Annotated in this window: 17 protein-coding genes; 5 read left to right on the top strand and 12 right to left on the bottom strand. The window is 74.1% G+C overall.

The features are described from left to right. Positions 1-9: 9 nt before the first annotated feature. From ACI79P_RS06200 to ACI79P_RS06180, 5 genes are all read left to right on the top strand, one after another. Entirely contained in the window at positions 10-894 is an 885-nt protein-coding gene (locus ACI79P_RS06200) for a branched-chain amino acid ABC transporter permease (RefSeq protein ID WP_456580153.1), read from the top strand. A 2-nt stretch (positions 895-896) separates the two neighbouring features. Beyond that, on the top strand, positions 897-2,081 hold the full coding sequence (locus ACI79P_RS06195) for a branched-chain amino acid ABC transporter permease (protein ID WP_456580152.1): 1,185 nt from the start codon (positions 897-899) through the stop codon (positions 2,079-2,081). Between the two features lie 101 nt (positions 2,082-2,182). Beyond that, positions 2,183-3,538, top strand: coding sequence for an ABC transporter substrate-binding protein (locus ACI79P_RS06190; protein WP_456580151.1), 1,356 nt, complete (start codon positions 2,183-2,185; stop codon positions 3,536-3,538). A gap of 295 nt (positions 3,539-3,833) precedes the next feature. Then, positions 3,834-4,877, top strand: coding sequence for a UDP-glucuronic acid decarboxylase family protein (locus ACI79P_RS06185; protein ID WP_456580150.1), 1,044 nt, complete (start codon positions 3,834-3,836; stop codon positions 4,875-4,877). A gap of 98 nt (positions 4,878-4,975) precedes the next feature. Continuing rightward, positions 4,976-6,574, top strand: coding sequence for a VWA domain-containing protein (locus tag ACI79P_RS06180; protein ID WP_456580149.1), 1,599 nt, complete (start codon positions 4,976-4,978; stop codon positions 6,572-6,574). Between the two features lie 66 nt (positions 6,575-6,640). On the opposite strand, the gene ACI79P_RS06175 is transcribed toward ACI79P_RS06180, so the two are convergent. The 12 genes from ACI79P_RS06175 to ACI79P_RS06120 form a co-directional block, all read right to left on the bottom strand. After that, on the bottom strand, positions 6,641-7,564 hold the full coding sequence (locus ACI79P_RS06175; RefSeq protein ID WP_456580148.1) for a glycosyltransferase family 9 protein: 924 nt from the start codon (positions 7,562-7,564) through the stop codon (positions 6,641-6,643). 11 nt (positions 7,565-7,575) lie between these two features. Continuing rightward, complete coding sequence (rfaE2, locus tag ACI79P_RS06170) at positions 7,576-8,940, bottom strand: D-glycero-beta-D-manno-heptose 1-phosphate adenylyltransferase (RefSeq protein WP_456580147.1); 1,365 nt, start codon at positions 8,938-8,940, stop codon at positions 7,576-7,578. Continuing rightward, positions 8,937-9,635 carry a D-sedoheptulose-7-phosphate isomerase gene (locus ACI79P_RS06165; protein ID WP_456580146.1) on the bottom strand — a complete coding sequence of 233 codons (699 nt, stop codon included), beginning with the start codon at positions 9,633-9,635 and terminating at the stop codon, positions 8,937-8,939. Before ACI79P_RS06165 ends, rfaE2 begins: the two co-directional genes overlap by 4 nt. Positions 9,636-9,687: 52 nt before the next feature. Next, complete coding sequence (locus ACI79P_RS06160; RefSeq protein WP_456580145.1) at positions 9,688-10,902, bottom strand: glycosyltransferase; 1,215 nt, start codon at positions 10,900-10,902, stop codon at positions 9,688-9,690. Positions 10,903-10,954: 52 nt separating this feature from the next. Continuing rightward, positions 10,955-11,935 carry a glycosyltransferase gene (locus tag ACI79P_RS06155; RefSeq protein WP_456580144.1) on the bottom strand — a complete coding sequence of 327 codons (981 nt, stop codon included), beginning with the start codon at positions 11,933-11,935 and terminating at the stop codon, positions 10,955-10,957. Then, the gene (locus ACI79P_RS06150) at positions 11,932-13,041 is read right to left on the bottom strand and encodes a glycosyltransferase family 9 protein (protein ID WP_456580143.1); all 1,110 of its coding nucleotides are present in this window, start codon (positions 13,039-13,041) and stop codon (positions 11,932-11,934) included. The genes ACI79P_RS06155 and ACI79P_RS06150 overlap by 4 nt, the downstream gene beginning before the upstream one ends. Beyond that, positions 13,038-14,528, bottom strand: a complete 1,491-nt coding sequence (locus ACI79P_RS06145) for an HAD-IIIA family hydrolase (RefSeq protein WP_456580142.1) — start codon at positions 14,526-14,528, stop codon at positions 13,038-13,040. The genes ACI79P_RS06150 and ACI79P_RS06145 overlap by 4 nt, the downstream gene beginning before the upstream one ends. Positions 14,529-14,749: 221 nt before the next feature. Further along, positions 14,750-15,427 (bottom strand): 3-oxoacid CoA-transferase subunit B, encoded by a 678-nt coding sequence (locus ACI79P_RS06140; protein ID WP_456580141.1) that lies wholly within the window; start codon positions 15,425-15,427, stop codon positions 14,750-14,752. Beyond that, positions 15,424-16,089, bottom strand: coding sequence for a 3-oxoacid CoA-transferase subunit A (locus ACI79P_RS06135; RefSeq protein ID WP_456580140.1), 666 nt, complete (start codon positions 16,087-16,089; stop codon positions 15,424-15,426). Before ACI79P_RS06135 ends, ACI79P_RS06140 begins: the two co-directional genes overlap by 4 nt. Positions 16,090-16,155: 66 nt before the next feature. Beyond that, positions 16,156-17,835 carry a tripartite tricarboxylate transporter permease gene (locus ACI79P_RS06130; protein WP_456580139.1) on the bottom strand — a complete coding sequence of 560 codons (1,680 nt, stop codon included), beginning with the start codon at positions 17,833-17,835 and terminating at the stop codon, positions 16,156-16,158. A 3-nt stretch (positions 17,836-17,838) separates the two neighbouring features. Further along, entirely contained in the window at positions 17,839-18,291 is a 453-nt protein-coding gene (locus ACI79P_RS06125; RefSeq protein WP_456580138.1) for a tripartite tricarboxylate transporter TctB family protein, read from the bottom strand. Positions 18,292-18,375: 84 nt separating this feature from the next. Next, complete coding sequence (locus tag ACI79P_RS06120) at positions 18,376-19,383, bottom strand: Bug family tripartite tricarboxylate transporter substrate binding protein (protein ID WP_456580137.1); 1,008 nt, start codon at positions 19,381-19,383, stop codon at positions 18,376-18,378. Positions 19,384-19,411 lie beyond the last annotated feature (28 nt).

The raw sequence follows: 19,411 nt of genomic DNA, 5'->3' as shown, positions 1-19,411 counted from the left end.
TCCTCCTCCGTGGACTACTTCGTCAACGTGACCCTCACCGGGTTGACCCAGGGCATGATCTACTCCGCCTTCGCCCTGGCCCTGGTCCTCATCTGGCGATCGACCCGCATCGTCAACTTCGCGCAGGGCTCGATGGCTGCGGCCACCACGTTCATCGCCCTCGCCCTGATCCAGGCCGGCCAGTCCTACTGGGTCGCCCTGATCGTCGCCCTCGCCTCCGGCTTCGTGCTCGGCGCGATCGTGGAGCGGGTCATCATCCGCCCGGTCGAGGGCGGCCCCGAGCTCAACGCCGTCATCGTGACCCTGGGGCTCTTCGTCGCCATCCAGGCCTCGATCGCGATCATCTTCGGCTCGTCGTTCCAGTCGTTCCCCACGCCGTTCGGCGTCCGTGGCATGGAGATCGGCGACTCGACCATCCCGCTGACCCCCACGAGCCTCTACGTCATCGGCTCGGTGCTGGTGGTCATGGGCCTGCTGGTCGCGCTGTTCCGCTTCACCCGCATCGGCCTGGCCATGCGCGCCTCGGCGTTCAGCCAGGAGGTGGCCCGGCTCCTCGGCGTGAAGGTGGGCAGCATGCTCACCCTCGGCTGGGGTCTGGCCGCCGTCGTCGGCTCCCTGTCCGGGCTGCTCATCGCCGGTGGCACGTTCGTCTGGCCCGCCTACATGGACGCCCTGATCGTGTTCGGCTTCGTCGCCGCGATCATCGGCGGGCTCGACTCGCCGGTCGGCGCGATCGTCGGCGGGCTGATCCTCGGCCTGGCGCTGAGCTACGTGAGCGGCTACGCCCCGCGCGGCAGCGCCCTGGTCAACATCTCCGCACTGGTCATCCTCATCGTCGTCCTGCTCGTGCGACCCGGTGGCCTGTTCAGCAGCGCGACGGCTCGGAGGGCATGACGATGAGCGACCTGCAGAGCCCCGCTTCCACCGGCACCGCGGGCAAGGCGAGCAGCGACGCCCCGGTCAAGGCGACCGCCGGCGGGGACGCCCCCTCGGCGCCCGCGAAGGCCGGCCGTTCCTTCCTGCCGCAGTCCACGCTGCTGCGCCACCTGCTGGTGCTGGCGGGCTGCGCCGTGCTGGCGGTGGTGATCCTGGAGATCACCAGCCCGTTCCAGAACTCGCAGCTGGCGACGCTGACCTACTACGCCATCGCCGCCGGCGGCCTGACCGTGCTCACCGGCATGAACGGCCAGATCTCGCTCGGGCACGGGGCGCTCATGGCGGCCGGCGCCTACACGACGGCGCTGTTCCTCGACGCCGACGAGCCGCTGCCCCTGCCGGTGATCCTGCTGGCGTCCGTCGTCGTCGCCACGGCGATCGGCGCCCTCGTCGGGGTGGCCGCAGCCCGGCTGCACGGCCCGTACCTCGCCGGTGCGACGCTCGCCCTCGCGGTCGGGCTCCCCGGTCTGGCGATCTACTTCCACGACACCTTCGGCGGCGAGCAGGGCATGCGGGTGCGCGCCCCGCAGGCGCCGGAGTGGTTCGACGGCTTCATCGACGCCGTCTCGGGCAACTCGGCCTCGAGCACCAAGTGGCTCGCCTACGTCGGCGCCATCTGCCTGCTGATCACGTACTTCTTCCTGGCCAACCTGGTCCGCAGCCGCATCGGCCGCACCTGGCGGGCGGTGCGTGACCAGGAGGTCGCCGCCGAGCTGGCCGGCATCAACCTCGGCGCCTGGCGCGTGCTGGCCTTCGTCGTCAGCGCCGCGGCGGCCGGTCTCGCCGGTGGCGTGCTGGCCATCGTCGTCCGCCTCGCGGCCCCCAGCGGCTTCACCATCGTGCTGTCGCTGGCGCTGCTCACCGCGATCGTCATCGGTGGCCTGGGCAGCCTGCTCGGCGCCCTGCTCGGATCGGCCCTGCTGGTCTTCCTGCCGCCGTTCGTCACGAACCTCGGTGGCGACCTCGGGCTGAGCCAGACCGAGGCCGCCCAGCTGGCGCCGTTCGTCTACGGCGTCGTGCTGATCGTGGTGATGATCTTCGTCCCGGCCGGCTTCGTGGGGACCATCCGCCTCCGCTGGATGACCCGCAAGGCCAAGCGGGCCATGGCCCGGGCCGGTGCCGACGGCGCGAGCAGCAGGGGGTGAGGGCGACCCCCTCCATCCGCCGCACGCGACACCTCCACCCGCACCACCAGCCCACACCGACTCCCGGGCACCGATGCCCGGGCCGCACCAGAGGAGCACTGTTGTCCAGATCCTCCCGACGTCTCATGACCACGATCGCCGCGGCGACCGTCCTGTCCACGCTCGCCGCCTGCGGCGGCAGTGACGACAGCGCCGGTGGCTCCGGTGGTGGCGGGGGCGGGGGTGAGAACGAGGCCTCCGACATCGGCGTCACCGAGACCTCGATCAAGCTCGGCGCCCACTACCCGCTGACCGGCGTGGCCGCCCCCGGCTACAGCGAGATCCCGACCGGCGTGCAGGCCTACTTCGAGTGCCTGAACCAGGCGGGCGGGATCTACGACCGGGAGATCGAGTTCATCTTCCGGGACGACGCCTACAACCCGACCCAGACCAGCCAGGTCACGAACGAGCTCGTCCTCGAGGACGAGATCTTCGCGATGATGAGCGGGCTCGGCACCCCCACCCACAGCGCGGTGATCGACTTCCTCAACGACGAGGGCGTCCCCGACCTGTTCGTCTCCTCCGGCTCTCTCCTCTGGGGCGAGAACCCCGAGGAGTACCCGATGTCGTTCGGGTGGCAGACCGACTACATGAGCGAGGGCAAGATCATCGGTGAGTACATCGCCGAGAACTTCCCCGACGCGCAGGTCGGGCTCTTCCTCCAGGACGACGACTTCGGCGAGGACGGCGAGGCCGGCATCCGCCAGTACATCGACGACCAGATCGTCGCGGCCGAGCGGTACACCCCGGGCAACACCAACGTCGGCCCGCAGATCGCTGCGCTGCAGGCGGCCGGGGCCGACTTCGTCGTCGGCTTCAACGTGCCCAGCTACACCGCGCTGTCGCAGCTGACCGCGCTGCAGCTCGGCTACGACCCGCAGTGGTTCTACTCCAACGTGGGTTCGGACCCGACGCTGGTCGGCGGCCTGCTCAACCGCTTCAGCGAGGGCGCCGTCAGCGACGCCGCCCTGCTCGACGGCGCGCTGACCACCGGTTACCTGCCGACGGTCGACCAGGCCGACAACCCGTGGATCCAGGAGTTCCAGCGGATCTGGGACGAGTGCGGCGGCGAGGGCGAGCTGACCAACTACCGCGTCTACGGCATGGCGCAGGCCTACACCATGGCGCAGGCGCTGCAGGCCGCCGGCCAGAACCCGACCCGCGAGGGCCTGGTCGAGGCCGTCGAGACCGCCGGTGCCGAGTGGGAGGGCCCGGTCTACGCGCCCTTCCGCTACTCCGAGGAGAGCCACATGGGCACCAGCGGCATGAGCATCGAGCGCATCGTGGGCAACGGCTCCGAGGAGGTCCAGCCCGTCCGGGTGACCGACATCGGTGACGCCCCGATCGAGGAGTTCGACGGCGAGCCGGCCACCCCGCCGGCGAACGCCATCCCCGACGAGGAGTCCGTGGTCGACTGACGAAGGACCACCCTTCCCCCCACGCCTCGCTAGCGCGGCGCGGGGCCTGAAGGGTGGCCGTTGCAGCACCTCACCGGCGGGCCGCCGGTCTCCTCCGGGAGACCGGCGGCCCGTTCGCTTCCGGAGGCCGTGCAGGCGCGCTGCCCGGCACGGGAGGGCGTGAACGGTCCCGCAGAGCGGGGCGACAGGGGACACTTCGCCCTTGAAGTGTGTGCCGAGTTGATCTAGGGGTAGGACGCCCGCCGAGGTGCGTCCGCAGGTGTGCGCACCGGATGGAGCGCAGGAGGGCAGCGGCATGGTCGACGCACCGTCGTTCGAGGCACGGACCATCCAGCGGGCGGTGGTCACGGGAGGTGCCGGGTTCCTCGGCTCGCACCTGTGCGAGCAGCTGCTGGAGCGCGGGGTCGAGGTCGTCTGCCTGGACAACTTCCTCACCGGCGCCCCGGAGAACGTCTCCCACCTGATGGAGCACCCGGGCTTCCGGCTGGTCCGCTGCGACGTCACCGACTACGTCCACGTACCCGGCCCGGTCGACCTCGTCCTGCACTTCGCCTCGCCGGCCAGCCCGCTCGACTACCTGAAGATGCCGATCGAGACGCTCAAGGTCGGCAGCCTCGGCACCCTGCACACCCTCGGCCTGGCCCAGGAGAAGGGCGCGCGCTACGTGCTGGCGTCCACCTCGGAGGTCTACGGCGACCCGCTGCAGCACCCGCAGACCGAGGAGTACTGGGGCAACGTCAACCCGGTGGGCCCGCGCGGGGTCTACGACGAGGCGAAACGGTTCAGCGAGGCGCTGACCACCGCCTACCGGACGTCGAAGGGGACCGACACCGGCATCGTGCGCATCTTCAACACCTACGGGCCCCGCATGCGTGCCGACGACGGCCGCGCGATCCCCGCGTTCGTCAACCAGGCGCTGGACGGGCGGCCGCTCACCGTCGCCGGAACGGGCTCGCAGACCCGCTCCATCTGCTACGTCGACGACACCGTCGCCGGCATCCTGGCGCTCTCCTTCTCCGACCACCCCGGGCCGGTGAACATCGGCAACCCCGACGAGCTGTCGATGCTCGCGCTGGCGCGGTGGATCGTGGAGCTCACCGGTTCCGACTCCCCCATCGACCACATCCCGCTGCCGGTCGACGACCCCAAGGTCCGCCGCCCCGACACCACGCGCGCCGAGCAGCTGCTGGGCTGGCGGCCCCGGGTGACCTCCGAGGAGGGCCTCCGGCGCACCGTGGACTGGTTCGCCGCCCAGCGGACGGTCGCTGCCCCGCTCTCTGACGGTCCGTCACGGATCGTGCGACGAGGGTCACCCCTTAGCGACGCGGGACACATCTAATCTGGAACGGCGCGCTCGGGGGAGCCGCATCCACCCCGAGTCGACCTCAGAGAGCGAGCATGGGCCGTCACGCAGATCCAGCAGCCACGCGCCGTTCGGTGCCTCCGGTTCTCATCGCCGCGGGCCTGGCGATCGTCCTGGTCCTCGGTGGGCTGGTCTGGTGGCTGGCGGGGACCGGCGGTGGGTGCGACGAGACGGTCACGGTCGACGTCGCCGTGGCTCCGGAGCTCGGCGCGCTGACCGAGGAGCTGCTCGCCGACGTCGAGTCGCCCGACGAGGCGCTCTGCGTCGACGCCGAGGTCACCGCCCAGCAGCCGCTGCAGACCGCGGGTGACCTCAGCGCTCTCGACGAGGACGCGCTGCCCGACGTGTGGGTGCCGGACTCGTCGCTCTGGCCGGCCCGCGTCACCGGCGCCCAGCTGGAGCAGGTCGGCTCGATGGCGATCTCCCCCGTCGTCCTGGCCACCAGCGAGGGCGTCGTCGAGGAGCTGGGCTGGGCCGGGCAGGGCCCGGGCTGGGCCGAGGCGCTCGGCACCGGGCGGCCGCTGGCCGTGCCCGACCTGGCCGCGAGCGCCGAGGCGCTCTCCGCGCTGGCCGCGGTGCGCACCGCTCTCGGTGGCGACACCGACGCCGACAACGCCGTGGTGGCCGCGGTGCTCGCCGCCGCGCGCAGCACCGAGCTCACCGCAGGGGAGGCGCTCACCGCCGGCAGCGAGGGTGGCGCCGACGCCCCGCTGGTGCCGGTGAGCGAGCAGGAGGTCTACGCGATCAACCAGGAGGCCGAGGGCTCGGCCCTGGTCGCGGTCTACCCCGCCGAGGGCTCCCCGGCGCTCGACTACCCCGTCCTCACCGTGGGTGGGGCCACCGGGGCCCAGCAGCGCGCCGTCGAGATCGTCACCGACCGCCTCCTCTCGGAGGACGCGCAGGTCGCCGTCCGGGACGCGGGCTTCCGCGGGCCGGAGGGCGCCGCCCCGCCCGGCGCCGGTGCCGACACCGGGATCGCCGAGGCGGCCCCCGAGCTGCTGCCCCTGGACGCCCCGCAGGTGCAGGCGCTGCTGACCCGGCTTTCCAGCCTCGCCGCACCGTCGCGCGTCCTGACCGTCTTCGACGTCTCCACGTCCATGGAGGCCCCGGTGAACGGCGGCACGCGGGCCACCCTGGCCCGGGACGCCGCCCGGAGCACGCTCGCCCTCGTCCCCGACGACTACGCCCTGGGTCTCTGGGCCTTCGCCTACGAGCTGAACGGCGAGCAGGACTGGACCGAGCTGGTGCCCACCCGCGAGCTCGACGCCGACGTCGGCGGCCAGACGCAGCGCGCCGTCCTCGACGAGCAGCTGCAGACCATCCCCGACCGGCTGACCCCCGGTGGGACGGGGCTCTACGACACCACGCTGGCCGCCGTGCGGGCCGCGCGGGAGAACTACGACCCGACGGCGGTGAACAGCGTCCTGGTCGTCACGGACGGCACCAACGAGGACGACGCCGAGGGCACCAGCCTGGAGAACCTGCTCAGCACGCTGGAGTCCGAGGCCGACCCCGACCGGCCGGTCAAGGTCATCGGTGTCGCCCTGGGCCCGGACGCCGACCTCAGCGCCCTCGAGGAGATCGCCGAGGCCACCGGCGGCGCGGCGTACTCGGCCGTCGAGGAGGAGGACCTGCAGATGGTCCTCTTCGACGCTCTGCGCCAGCGCGGGTAGCCGCCGTCCTCCCTCGTCGTGGAGCGTCCTCCCTCACCGCCCACCGCGAGGGAGGACGCTCCGGGATCAGGTCACCTGATCCCGGCAGCTGGGCAGGGTGGCGAGGGCTTCCAGGACCTCGTCGACGGTGATCTCCTCCAGCGCGGGGTCCAGCTCGGTGCCCCACGGGTCACCCGTGCCGTCACCGTGCCAGAGCACGACGTGCTGCGGGCGCGGCGGCGGCCCCCACAGCGCCGGCGACACCGGGCCGAAGAGCACCACGGAGGGTCGCCGGTAGGCGGTCGCCAGGTGCGCGACGCCGGTGTCGCCGCACACGACCAGCCCGGCGGCGGCCACCACCGCGGCGAGCTCCGTCGACGTCGTCCGTCCGGCGAGCACGGCCGTCTCCGGGAGCCCCGCCGCCGCGGCCACCGACCGGGCCAGCTCCACCTCGGCCGGGCCGCCGGTGATCCGCACGTCGTGGCCGCCGTCGGCGAGGTGCCGGGCGACGGCGGCGAAGCGCTCGGCCGGCCAGCGCCGGCCGGGGAACGCCGCCCCGGGGTGCACGACGGCGGCCCCCCGGACCGGCGGGGGCACGGCCGGCACCGCGATGTCGAGGGCGTCCGGGTCGGCGTCCACGCCCAGCCCCTCGGAGACCAGCCGGCACCAGCGCCGGACCTCGTGCTCGTCGGGGTACCAGGCCGGCCCGGGGTAGCCCGGGCTGGCGAAGGTGAGCAGCCGCTGCGGGTGCAGGTCGGCGACGACCACGTGCGACGCCGGGCCCTTGCCGTGCAGGTCGACGGCGAGCTCCGGGGGCGGGCCGGCCCAGTCCAGGGGCTCCAGCTCGCGGGCGGGCAGGACCTCGTCGACCGCGTCGATCAGCTCGGCCAGCGGCTGCAGCGCCGTCGTCGTCGCCAGCACGAGCCGGTGGGCGGGCACGGCCGCCCGCACCGCCCGGATGGCGGGCACGCCGGTGAGCAGGTCACCCAGCCCCAGCGGCCGGAGGACCACGGCCGTCGGCCTCATACGCGGGAGCGCTCGACCAGGGCCGTGGTCGAGTGGCCGTCGAGGTACGGCAGGACGACGGCCTGGCCGCCCCAGCCGCGCAGCACCTCGGCCTCGGGCAGGTCGGCACCGGCGTAGTCGCCGCCCTTGGCCCACACGTCGGGGCGCAACCGGTCGAGCACCCGGGTGGGGGTGTCCTCCTCGAAGACCACCACGGCGTCGACGAACTCCAGGGCCTCCAGCACGCGGGCGCGGTCGGGTGCGGTGACGAGCGGCCGCGAGGGGCCCTTGAGCCGGCGCACCGAGTCGTCGGAGTTGATGCACACGACGAGGCAGTCCCCCAGGCCGCGGGCGGCGCGCAGCGTGGCGACGTGCCCCGGGTGCAGCAGGTCGAAGCAGCCGCCGGTGGCGACGACGGTGCCCCCGGCCGCGCGCACCCGCGCGATGACGCCGTCCGCCCCGGGCTCGGGAGCCGCCCCCTCGACCCGCTCGTCGGCGTCCCAGGCGGTCGCCCCGCCGCGGGCGACGAACGCCGAGGCGAAGGCCACCGCGGCGGCGACCGCCTCACCGGTGACCGCGCCGTCGGCGAGGGCCAGCGCTGCGGCCGCGGCGAAGGAGTCGCCGGCGCCGCAGGGGTCGCCACCGGTCACCGCGACCGCGGGCACCACCATCGGCGCGCCGGTGCCGTAGGAGAGCAGGGCGCCCCGGGCGCCCATCGTCACCGCGACCGCGCCCACGCCCCAGTGGCGGATGAGCGCCTCCGCTCGCGCACCGACGGCGGCCAGGCCCTCGCCGTCCACGGCCGGGACCACGCGCGCGGCCTCCGCCCCGTTGGGCGTGACCAGGCGGGCGCTGGGCACCGGGTCGGCGCCCCGCGGGTGCGGGTCCCAGACCACGGGGCCGCGGGCCTCGGCGAGGGCGGCGCGCACGGCGGGATCGGCCGTCGTCCCCCGGCCGTAGTCGGCGACGAGGACGGCGGCGGCGTCCCGGATCGCCTCGGCCGCCGCGGCCGGGAGCTCGCCGAGCACCGCGGTGGGCGCCCCGCTGTCCAGCCGGGCGACGGAGTGGTCGCCCACCCGCACCCGCTGCTTCACGGCGGTGCCGCCGGTGGCCGGGATCTCGACCAGGCGGACCCGCCCGGCGAGCAGGGCGCGCAGCCGGTCGGCGTCCTCGTCGGAGTCGAGCGGCGCGACCAGCACCACCTCGCGCGAGCCCGCCGAGGCAGCGATGACCGCCGCCAGCGCGGCGCCGCCGGGGCGTTCCCGCCGCTCGATGTCCTCCACCACCGGCACCGGGGCGTCGGGGGTCAGCCGCGACGCCGTGCCGACGAGGTCGACGTCGAGCAGCGCGTCGCCGACGACGACCAGCGGCCGGGCGGTCACTGCGCCGCCTCGAACGACGGCCCCGTCGGCACCCGGGGCGGGTCGGCGAGCACGGCCGCGTCGAAGGCGGCGCAGACCAGGTGCAGGGCAGCCAGGTGGCACTCCTGCACGGTGGCGGTCCACGGGGAGTCGATGCAGACCGCCTCGTCGGCGGCGGCGGCCAGCGGGTTGGGCGCCGGCCCGGTGATCGCCAGCGTGGTGATCCCGCAGTCCCGGGCCCGCCGGGCGGCGGCGACCGCGTTCGGCGACCGCCCCGACGTCGAGAGCAGGACGAGCACGTCACCCTCCCGGCCGTGGGCCTCGACCTGCCGGGCGAAGAGCTCGTCGGCCGGGTAGTCGTTCGCGATCGCGGTCAGCGAGGAGGTCTCCGCGGTGAGGCAGATGGCGGAGAAGGGCGGCCGGTCGGCGCGGTAGCGGCCCACCAGCTCCGCGGTGAGGTGCTGGGCCTGGGCCGCGCTGCCGCCGTTGCCCGCGGCCAGCAGCCGCCCCCGGGACGGGCCGCACAGGACGTCGGCCAGCAGCCGCCCCCAGCGGTCGAGCACCGGCAGCTGCGCCTCCAGCGAGCGCAGCGCGTTGCGCAGCGAGGCGACGTGGTCGGCCCCGGTCAGGTGGGTGCAGGTGTCCGGCGCCGGGACCTCGTGCGCCGGGTCCTGGGTCGCGACGTTCTCGAAGAACGAGTGCGGGGTGACGCTCATCGACCCACCTCCGGTGTAGGAACGGGACGGCTTCGCCGTGCTGTCGAGCACATCACCTGGCGACCTCCACGGGGCTGCGCCGGGTGAGGACCTGGCGGTAGACGGTTTCGGTGTCGGCGACGACACGGGCCCAGCGGTAGCGGGTGCGCGCCCGCTTCACCCCCGCGGCTCCGTAGGCGGCGCGCCGCTCGTCGTCGGCGAGCAGCGCAGCGAGCACCGCGCCGAGGCGCTCGGGGTCGCGCGGTGGGACGAGGTCACCGGTGACCCCGTCGACGACGGTGTCCTGCAGCCCGCCGACGGCCGTCGCGACGACCGGCCGGGCGCAGGCCATGGCCTCCAGCGGGGTGATGCCGAAGGGCTCGTACCACGGGACGGCGAGGACGACGTCGGCCGAGCGGATCCAGGCCGGGACGTCGGCGCGGGCCACGGCGCCGGTGAAGACCAGCCGATCGGCGACGCCCGCCGCGGCCGCGAGCGCGCGCAGCCGGGTCACCTCGGGGTCGGCGTCGAGCTCCCCCGCCGGCGGGCCGCCCACGACGACGAGCTCGGCGTCCGGCACCGCGCGCAGCGCCCGCACGGCGTCGTCCTGGCCCTTGCGCTCGACCAGCCGGCCGAGGACCAGCAGCCGCCTGCGCTCCCCCCGCGGGGCGACCGCGCCGCGGGGCGTGAACAGCGAGGTGTCGACGCCGCAGGGCACGATCGAGACGCGGTCGGTGGTCAGCCCGAGGCGGCGCAGCTCGAACACCTCGTCGGAGCAGGTCGCCACCACGTGGGTCACGTCGCGGCAGAGCCCCCGCTCGAGGTCGATCCGCTCGGCGGGCGAGGTGTCGGCGTCCCCCTGGTGGCGGCGCTTGACCGAGCCCAGGGCGTGGAAGGTCTGCAGCACCGGGACCGGCGTGAGCAGGCTGGCCGAGGCCTCGACCGAGGCCAGGCCGCTCATCCAGAAGTGCGCGTGCACGACGTCGGGGGGCTGGACCGCCCAGCCGTGCCGCAGCACCCGCGCGAAGGCCGGCATGTGCTCGAGCAGCTCGTCCTTGGGCAGCGGCTCGGCCGGGCCGGCGGTGACGTGGACGACGTCGTAGCCGTCCGGCGTGACCACCCGCTCGGGCAGCGACGCGTCGTCGCGGCGGGTGTGCACGGTGACCTCGTGCCCGCGCTGCGCGAGCCCGGCGGCGAGGGCCGCGACGTGCACGTTCTGCCCACCGGCGTCCACGCCGCCGATCGCGGCGAGCGGGCTGGCGTGCTCGCTGACCAGGTGGATCCTCATCGACGCACCTCCGGTGTCGGAGCGGACCGGCTTCGCCGGACTGACAGGCACATCACCGGGTCACCTCCTCGAGCAGCGCGTCCCAGTCGCGCAGGAACCGCGCCAGGCCGTAGCGCTCCAGTGCCGCCGCACGGGCGGCCTTGCCGGCGAGACGGGCCGCGTCCGGGTCGTCGAGGAACTGGCGCACCCCGTCCCAGAGACGCTCGGGGCGGGTGGAGACGACGCCGGCGTCGGCGGGCACCGCCTCGACCACCTCGGTGGTGGCCAGCGCGACCACGGGCATGCCCAGGTGCATGGCCTCCAGCAGGGAGAGGCCCAGGGAGGTCCAGCGCACCGGGTGCACGTAGACCCGGCGGCGGGCGAGCTCGGCGTGCATCGCCGCCTGCGGCGGGTCGTCGAAGAGCGCCACGCGGTCGGGGTCCAGGCCGCAGGCCTCGTGCAGGCCGGTCAGGCCCATGCCGAAGACGTCGACCGGTGCGACCGCGGCGAGCCCGGGCAGCAGGTCCGCGCCCACGGTGCGCCCCCGGCGGACCGGCTCGTTGGTGACGACGGCGGCGCGGGCCAGCTCGCCGGTCCACCGCTCCCCCGGGTCGACGATGCCGTGCTCGATCACCGTCGTCGGCGCCCGGCCGTTGTCGTAGAACAGCTCGTTGAAGTGCGTGACGTGCACGATCGGGATGTCGTCGCGGCCGGCCATCGGGTGCCGGGTGTGCGGGACCGGCCCGTCACCGGGCTCCAGCCCGGGCGCGTTGTGCTCGAGGAAGACCGCGGGCAGGTCGCGGCCCGGCTCGCGCCCCAGCCACTCGCGGCAGAGCTCGAGGTCACGCGGGCGCTGGAGCACGACGACGTCGGGCTGCTCCGCCCGCAGCTGCGCGGGGGTGACCTCCCGCGCCGACGCCGGCCAGTCCCAGGTGCGGGCGCGACCCAGCCCGTCGCCGTCGCGGCCCGGCGTCACCGGGAGCAGGTACTCGTGGCGGCCCTGGACGAACGCCGTCGTCCAGGAGCCGTGCACGTGCCAGATCAGGATCTTCACGCTCTCACCTGGGTGCTCGTCGCCGCCTCTCGGGCTGCGGGGCGGATGCGGTGGACGGCCGGCTGCTGGACCGCGCGCAACTTCTCCACCGCGGCGACCACGTCCGACGCGGTCACCTCGGTGAGGCAGGGGTGGCCGGGCACGGGGCACTCGCGGGCCCGGGTGCCGGCGCAGGGGGCCGACTGGTCGCCCAGCAGCACGCTGGGCACGCCGTAGGGCGCCCAGCGGACGGCGGGGACCACCGGCGCGAACAGGGAGACGACGGGCGTGCCCACGGCGGCGGCGAGGTGCGCCGGGCCGGTGTTGCCGACGACCACCGCGTCCGCGCCGTCGAGCAGCGCGGCCATCTGGGCCAACGAGGTCTCGCCGCCGAGGTCGACGCCGCGGTCGCCGGCGACGGAGGCGGTGAGCGCGCGCTCGGCCGGACCGCCGGTGACCAGGACCCGGTGGCCGGCGTCGGCGAGCGCCTCGACCGCCTCCGCGCAGCGCCGGGCCGGCCACGCACGCGCGGGCACGGAGGCGCCCGGGTGCAGCACGATGTACCCGGGCGACAGATCATGGCCCCGCGGCTCGACGGCGGAAGGGTGCGCGACCGGGGGCAGGGGCCGGCGCACCGCCAGCCGGCCGTCGTCGCCGGCCGGCAGCTCGAACCCGGCGGCCCGCGCGAGCGACAGCGCGCGCTCGGGCTCCGGGAGGTCGTCCTCGACCCGGTGGCGGACGTCGAGCAGCGCGCCGGGGTAGTCCACGCTGATCGCCGAGATGCGCGGCACGCCCGCCGTGCGGAGCACCAGCGCCAGGGGCAGGGGCGACTGGTGGAACGACGTGGAGATGACCGCCTCGTCGGGCGCGAGCGCCCGCACGCGGTCGGTGAGGGCGGCGAGGTCGTCGGCGTCGACCGGCGGCGCGTCGCCGAGGATCCAGGGGCAGGCCCAGGTCCACACCTCGTCGACGCCGGGAAGCAGCTCCGCCGCGGCCGCACCCGACGGTCCGGCGAGGAAGACGACGCGGTCGGCGCCGTGCGCGACCGCGCGCACGAGCGGGCCTTGCAGGAGGACGTCGCCGGCGTTGTCGAGCCGGGCGACCAGGACGGTCCGCGGGGCCCTCACCACAACCCGGCCAGGACGTCGTCGACGGCCGCGGGCAGGCTCGTCGCGCGCTGTGGCGCCGCGGCCACCTCCTCGCGGCGGGTCACCGGGGTCGGCACCAGGATGCCCCGGGCGCCGGCCGCGGCCGCCGCCTCGACGTCGGCCCCGATGTCGCCCACGACGACGCAGCGGGCCGGGTCGACGCCGAGCTCGGCGCACGCGGCGAGGACCATCCCGGGCGCGGGCTTGCGGCAGTCGCAGCCGTCGTCCGGCCCGTGGGGGCAGACCTGGATCGTCTCGAAGGGGCCGAGCAGCTCGTCGAGCCGCTTCATGCAGGCGTCGACCTGGTCGGGGGTGATGAGCCCGCGGGCGACGCCCGACTGGTTGCTGACCACGCCGACCCGCACGCCGCGGGCGCGCAGCCGGTCGAGCGCCTCCAGCGCCCCGTCCACCGGGCGCACCCACTCGGGGTCGCCGTTGTAGGGGAAGTCGTGCACCAGCGTGCCGTCGCGGTCGAAGAGCACCAGCTCGGGCAGCCCGCGCCACCGCTGCACGCCCACGTGCCGCACGACCCCCCGCAGCCAGTGCCAGGTGGCGAGCGGCGGGATCAGCGCGCTGGTGGCGAGCATCGTCGTCACCTCGGCGCGGTCCCGGGGACCGGGGGCGATCCGCCGCCAGGCGAACTCCGCGGTGCCGGCGGCCCAGGCGGCCGCCGCGGCGAGGGCGGCCCGGGGTCGCCGGGCTGCCGCGAGGCCGAGCGCGGCCACCGCCGCGGCGGTGACGGCGGTGTGCTGCGGCCGGCGGCCGAGGGCGGCGTCGGCCCGCTGCCGCCAGCCGGCGCCGTGCAGCCGCCGCATGAGGACGTCGTCGGCGTTGCCGGCCTGGACCCGGATGCTGATCCAACGGTCCGCGGGCCGGACGGGGTGGGTGATCCACCGCTGCCCGCGGACGAGCCGCGCGCCGGTGTCCATGACGCGCAGCGCGAGGTCGGAGTCCTCGCGGAAGGCCCGGGGGAAGCGTTCGTCGAAGCCGCCGACGGCGGCCAGCGCGCTGCGCCGGTAGGCGAGGTCGGCGGTGATCCAGCTGGAGGTGGCGAGCCCCGCGGTGCCGCGCTCCCAGTCGGTGGGGCGGCGGCCCTCGGGCAGCGGCACCCGGACCCGTCCCTGGCTGCCGGCGACGTCGGCCGGCAGGTCGGCGAGGTCGGCCGCCAGGCGCTCGTACCAGTCGGGGTCGGTGATCACGTCGTCGTCGAGGAAGGCGACCCACTCGGTGCGGGCGGTGCGCCAGCCGAGGTTGCGGGCGCGGGCGGGGCCACCGCCCCCGGTGCGGACCACGCGGACCGGCGGCAGGCCGGGGCGGTCGGGGTCCAGCGGCTCCCCGGTGGGGCGGTCGTCGACCACGATCAGCTCGGCGGGGCGCGGGCCCGGGGCGGCGGCCAGCGCGTCGAGCAGGACGTCCAGCGAGGGACGTCCGATCGTCGGCACGACCACGGTGCACTGCGCGAGCATGATCGCGTCCTGCCCGTTCTCGTACGGGCGAAACACTACGGGCTTGAAGTGTTCGGGAGGGCACGCCTCCGGAGGATCCGCCCGACCCGCGCGGCCGGTCGCTCCGACCCGCGGGAAAGGGTCCCCGACACGTCGGTCTCTGCCCACGCTGCGTGGGCAGAGACCGACATCCCGCGGAACAGGTCGACCGGGAGAGGAACCCGATCCCGGCGCCCGACGGGTCAGCGGCCGGACGGCTCCAGGACGGCGACCTCGTCGGCGAACTCCAGCGGGGCGGCGGTGCGCCGCTGCAGCTCCTCGCGGGTGAGCCCGGTGACCATCTCGCGCACGAGCAGCCCGCGCGGGGTGACGTCGATGACGGCGAGCTCGGTGAAGACGCGGTCGACGACGCGCGCGGCGGTCAGCGGGTAGGTGCACTCCGGGAGCAGCTTGGGCCGGCCGTCGGGGGTCGTGTGCATCATCAGCACGAGCACCCGCTTGGCGCCGACCGCCAGGTCCATCGCGCCGCCGACCGCGGGGGGCAGGTGCGCGTCGTCGGTCGCCCAGTTAGCCAGGTCCCCCTGCGCGGAGACCTGGAAAGCGCCCAGCACGGTGACGTGGATGTGGCCGCCGCGCATCATCATGAACGAGTCGGTGTGGTGGAAGTACGAGCCGCCGGTGACCAGGGTGACCGGCACCTTGCCCGCGTTGATCAGCTCCCAGTCCTCCTCGCCGGGCGCCGGGGCGGGGCCCATGCCGAGGATGCCGTTCTCGCTGTGGAAGACGACCTCCTTGCCAGCGGACACGACGTCGCCCACGAGGGTGGGCATGCCGATCCCCAGGTTCACGTAGGAGCCGTCGGGGATCTCCTGGGCCACGCGGGCGGCCATGTCGGTCTGCGACAGCGGGACGGCGGTCATGCGCCCACCTCGACGACCCGGTCGACGAAGATGCCGGGGGTCACGACCGCCTCGGGGTCCAGGTCGCCGAGCTCGACGAACTCCCGCACCTGGACGACGCTCAGCTCTGCGGCGGTGGCCATGGTGGGCCCGAAGTTTCGCGCCGCCTTGTTGTAGACGAGGTTGCCCCAGCGGTCCGCGCGCAGGGCCTTGACCAGGGCGACGTCCCCGCGCAGGGGCTCCTCGAAGACGTGCTGACGTCCACCGATCATGCGCAACTCCTTGCCGCGAGCCAGCAGTGAGTCGGCGCCGGCCGGCGTGAAGAAGCCGCCCAGCCCCGCCCCCGCGGCCCGCATCCGCTCGCTGAGGGTGCCCTGCGGCACCAGCTCGAGGTCGATGTCGCCGGCCCGGTAGAACTCCTCGAACCAGATCGAGCCGGCCGACCGCGGGTACGAGCAGATGATCTTGCGCACCCGCCGTTCCCGGATGAGCGCGGCGACGTCGGTCTCCCCGCTGCCGGCGTTGTTGGTGACGATCGTGAGGTCCCGGGCCCCCTGCTCGAGGAGGGCGTGCACGAGTTCGACGGGCACGCCCGCCGCACCGAACCCGCCGACGAGGACGGTCGCGCCGTCCTGGACGCCGTCGACCGCCTCGGCGAGCGACGCCACCCGCTTGTCGATCACTTTCCCCCCGATGCGTAGGCCGGTGCGTGGTGAGCGGGTGCTGGCGGCGCTACCCACTCGGTTCGGTCAGGAACGGTCAGGCCCCGGCCCCCCGCCCTGTGCCGTCGAGCCGGTCGAGCCGGTCGAGCCGGTGCCCTCCCGCGGCGCTCCGGTCGTGGCGCCCTGCGTGTCGTCGGTGTTCTCGAACCCGGGCGTGCCCTCGGGCTCGGCGGTGGTCCCGGTCGCCGCCAGGTCCTCCTCGCCAGGGACGCTCGGCCGGCTGCGGTTCCGCCGACGACGGATGCCCTGGACGGTGCTCCAGATGATCACCAGGGCCATCACTGCGAAGAGCGTCCCGGACATGGGACGGGTGAAGAACGTGGAGAACTCGCCGCCCGAGATCAGCATCGACCGGCGGAAGTTCGACTCGAGGATCGCGCCCAGGACGAAGGCCAGGACCAGCGGGCCGGGCTCGAACCCGGTCTTCTTCATCAGCCAGCCGATGATCCCGAAGATCAGGACGATCCACATGTCGAAGGGGTCGTTGTTGACCGAGAAGACGCCGGCCATCGTCACCAGCAGGGCGAACGCGGCGAGGATGCCCGCGCGCACTCGCAGCAGCTGGACGAAGAAACCGACGAGCGGGACGTTGAGGATGAGCAGCATCAGGTTGCCGATGGCCATCGACGCGATGACGCCCCAGAAGATCTCGGGCTGCTGCTCGATCAGCTGCGGACCCGGCGTGATGCCCTGGATCAGCAGCGCGCCGAAGATCAGCGCCAGCACCACGTTGGGCGGGATCCCGAGGGTGAGCAGGGGGATGAACGCCGAGGTGGAGGAGGCGTTGTTCGCCGTCTCCGGCCCGGCGACGCCTTCGATGGCGCCCTTGCCGAACCGGGTCGGGTCCTTGGCCCTCCGCTTCTCCATCGCGTAGGAGGCGAGCGAGGAGATGACGCCACCACCGCCGGGCAGCACCCCGATGAAGAACCCGATGACCGAACCTCGCGCGATCGCGCCGGAGGAGTCCTTGAAGTCCTTGCGGGTCGGCCAGATGTTCTTGACCTTGCTCTTGATCGCCTGGGCCTTCTCCGTCTTCTCGACGTTGTAGAGGATCTCGCCGACGCCGAAGAGCCCCATCGCCACCGCGACGAAGTCGAACCCGTCGAACAGCGAGATCGACCCGAAGGTGAAGCGGCCGGTCCCGGTGATCAGGTCCTGCCCGACCGTGGCCAGCAGCAGGCCGAGGGCGGCCATGGACAGGCTCTTCACCGGGTGCCGGGTGCCCAGGTAGGTGACCAGCAGGATGCCCAGCGCGGTCAGGGCCACGTACTCCTGGGAACCGAACTGGACCGCCAGGTCGGCCAGCGGCGGCGCGAGCAGGACCAGCCCGACCACGGAGATCGTGCCGCCGATCCAGGAGCCGACCGCGGCGATGCCCAGTGCCGGGCCGGCGCGGCCCTGCTTGGCCATCTGGTAGCCGTCGAAGGTGGTGACCACCGAGGCGGCCTCGCCCGGCAGCTGCAGCAGAACCGAGGTGATGGTGCCGCCGTACATCGACCCGTAGTAGATGCCCGCGAGCAGGATGACTGCGGTGACCGGCTCGATCTCGTAGGTGATCGGCAGCAGCAGCGCGATGGTCGCCGTCGGCCCGAGGCCCGGCAGCACGCCGATGACCGTGCCGATGAGCACGCCGATGAAGACGTAGAGGAGGTTCGTCGGGTCCAGCGCGACCGAGAACCCCTGGCCGAGACCTTCGAGGATGCCCATGACTCAGCTCCCGGCCGGTGCGAAGAGGATGCCGTCCGGGAACGGTACGGCCAGCGCCTCGACGAAGACGAGGTGGAACGCCAGCGCACCGAGGACGGCGAGGGGCACGGCCAGGCGCCACGGCTCTCGCGCGAAGATCCGCAGCCAGAAGAGCAGCATCAGCACCGCCGAGACCAGGAAGCCGATCGTCTGGAAGAGCACGATGAACACCGCGAGGCTCACCAGCCCCAAGGCGATCCCGAGGGTGCCGCGGGTCCACGGCTCGTAGTCCTCGGGGTCGTCGATGAAGAGCAGCACCACCCCCGTCGCGGTGAGCACGAGCGACACGATGAAGGGCCACAGGCCGGGACCAGGGGCGCCCAGCTCACCGAGACCCAGCCCGCGGGCGCCCAGCATCGCGGCCACACCGAGGGCCACCAGGATCAGCGGCGCGAGCCGGTGCAACTGCTTCGTCATCAGATCTCCGGGGGAAACGGGCGGACGGCACCAGGCGTGCAGCCGCGGGGACCGGCGCAGTGCCGGTCCCCGCAGCTGCGGGGATCACTCCTGCAGGATGGGTCCGTAGGCCTCGACGATCTCGTCGATCCGCGTGGCGAAGTCGTCGCTGCCGATGAACTCGTCGGGAACGTACTGCTCGCCCAGCTGCTGCCGCACCTCGTCCTTCTGGAGGCAGGTGTCCACCGTCTCCTCGAGCGTGGAGACGACGTCGTCCGGGACCCCCGCCGGGGCGGCCAGGCCGAAGACCGAGACGCTGTTGGTCAGCTCCTCGAAGCCGGACTCGGCCAGGGTCGGCGCCTCGATGTAGTCGACCGGCTCCGGCGGGCTGACCGCGAGCGGGACGAAGCTGCCGGCCTCGATGTTCTCCAGCACGTCCTGCGAGCTGTTGATGAAGATGGCGTCGACGTTGCCGCCGAGGATCGCCGTCGTCATCTCGGCGTTGCCCGTGAACGGCACCGCGGTGACCTCGACGCCGTACTCCTCTGCCAGGCGGCGCAGCTCCATCGCCTGCGACGTCGTGGTGCCGGGGACGCCGACGTTGAGCTCGCCCGGGTTCTCCTCCGCGTAGGTGAAGAACTCCTCCGCGGTCGAGAACTGCGAGTCCGCCCCCACGATGAGCGCCGAGGGGATCTCGGTGACCGCGGCGATCGGGACGTAGTCCTCGTTGGTGTAGCCGACGTCGTCCTGCAGCGGGTTGGTGGCCGAGGCCGGCACCGCGATCAGCGACAGCGTGTACCCGTCGTTCCCGCCGGCGAGCATCGCCTGCATGCCGACCGAGCCGGAGGCGCCCTCGCGGTTCTCCACGATGACGGTCTGGCCCAGCTCCTCCTCGATGCAGCTGCCGATGGTGCGCGCCGCCAGGTCGGTCGGGCCACCCGCGGCGTAGGGGACGATCAGGTTGATGCTCTCGGTCGGGTAGTCCGAGGCCGCGGCCTCGCCGCCACCGCCGCCGGTGGCGGCCTCCTCACCACCGTCGTCGCCGCCGCAGGCGGCGAGGGTGAGCACGGACGCGGCGATGAGCGCGGGGAAGGTCGAGCGGGTACGGCGCATGGGTTCCTCCGGTGGTCGGGGGCGGGTC

The organism is Blastococcus sp. SYSU DS0510, assembly GCF_054050835.1.
Note: the sequence above shows the minus strand (reverse complement) of the source record. Positions and strands in the feature narration are given on the sequence as shown.

Bases quoted from the DNA above. Each gene is read 5' to 3' on its own strand.
- ACI79P_RS06195 (WP_456580152.1), top strand. From the start codon at position 897: ATGAGCGACCTGCAGAGCCCCGCTTCCACCGGCACCGCGGGCAAGGCG.
- ACI79P_RS06185 (WP_456580150.1), top strand. From the start codon at position 3,834: ATGGTCGACGCACCGTCGTTCGAGGCACGGACCATCCAGCGGGCGGTG.
- ACI79P_RS06165 (WP_456580146.1), bottom strand. From the start codon at position 9,635: ATGAGCGTCACCCCGCACTCGTTCTTCGAGAACGTCGCGACCCAGGAC.
- ACI79P_RS06160 (WP_456580145.1), bottom strand. From the start codon at position 10,902: ATGAGGATCCACCTGGTCAGCGAGCACGCCAGCCCGCTCGCCGCGATC.
- ACI79P_RS06145 (WP_456580142.1), bottom strand. From the start codon at position 14,528: ATGCTCGCGCAGTGCACCGTGGTCGTGCCGACGATCGGACGTCCCTCG.
- ACI79P_RS06140 (WP_456580141.1), bottom strand. From the start codon at position 15,427: ATGACCGCCGTCCCGCTGTCGCAGACCGACATGGCCGCCCGCGTGGCC.
- ACI79P_RS06130 (WP_456580139.1), bottom strand. From the start codon at position 17,835: ATGGGCATCCTCGAAGGTCTCGGCCAGGGGTTCTCGGTCGCGCTGGAC.
- ACI79P_RS06125 (WP_456580138.1), bottom strand. From the start codon at position 18,291: ATGACGAAGCAGTTGCACCGGCTCGCGCCGCTGATCCTGGTGGCCCTC.
- ACI79P_RS06120 (WP_456580137.1), bottom strand. From the start codon at position 19,383: ATGCGCCGTACCCGCTCGACCTTCCCCGCGCTCATCGCCGCGTCCGTG.